General features: G+C 42.6%; 1 protein-coding gene. It reads left to right on the forward strand.

Annotation, left to right across the window (positions count from 1 at the left end):
- Positions 1 to 244 (forward strand): DMT family transporter (locus ETC07_RS16365; RefSeq protein ID WP_205742583.1); only part of this gene is annotated, 244 nt, incomplete at both ends.

A 244-nucleotide genomic window follows, 5' to 3' on the forward strand; every position in this document is an offset into this window, starting at 1 on the left:
TATTGTTACTATACTTGGACTTTTCATTGCCGTTGTTTTACCTAGCTTACGTGAAAAAGCAGGACAAGTTGAAGCCGAGCCCAATTTGATGCTTTGGCGCCTTTGGGCGATAATATCAGGTTCATTCACTGCGGTTCAACAGGCTATTAATGGACATTTGGGCTCCTTATTGCATCGGCCGTTTCAAGCTTCATTTATGTCTTTCTGCATTGGACTGATTGCCATTGTCTGTGTGACTTTAGTG

It is taken from the genome of Halomonas borealis (assembly GCF_004798905.1).
GTDB classification, from domain to species: domain Bacteria; phylum Pseudomonadota; class Gammaproteobacteria; order Pseudomonadales; family Halomonadaceae; genus Halomonas; species Halomonas borealis.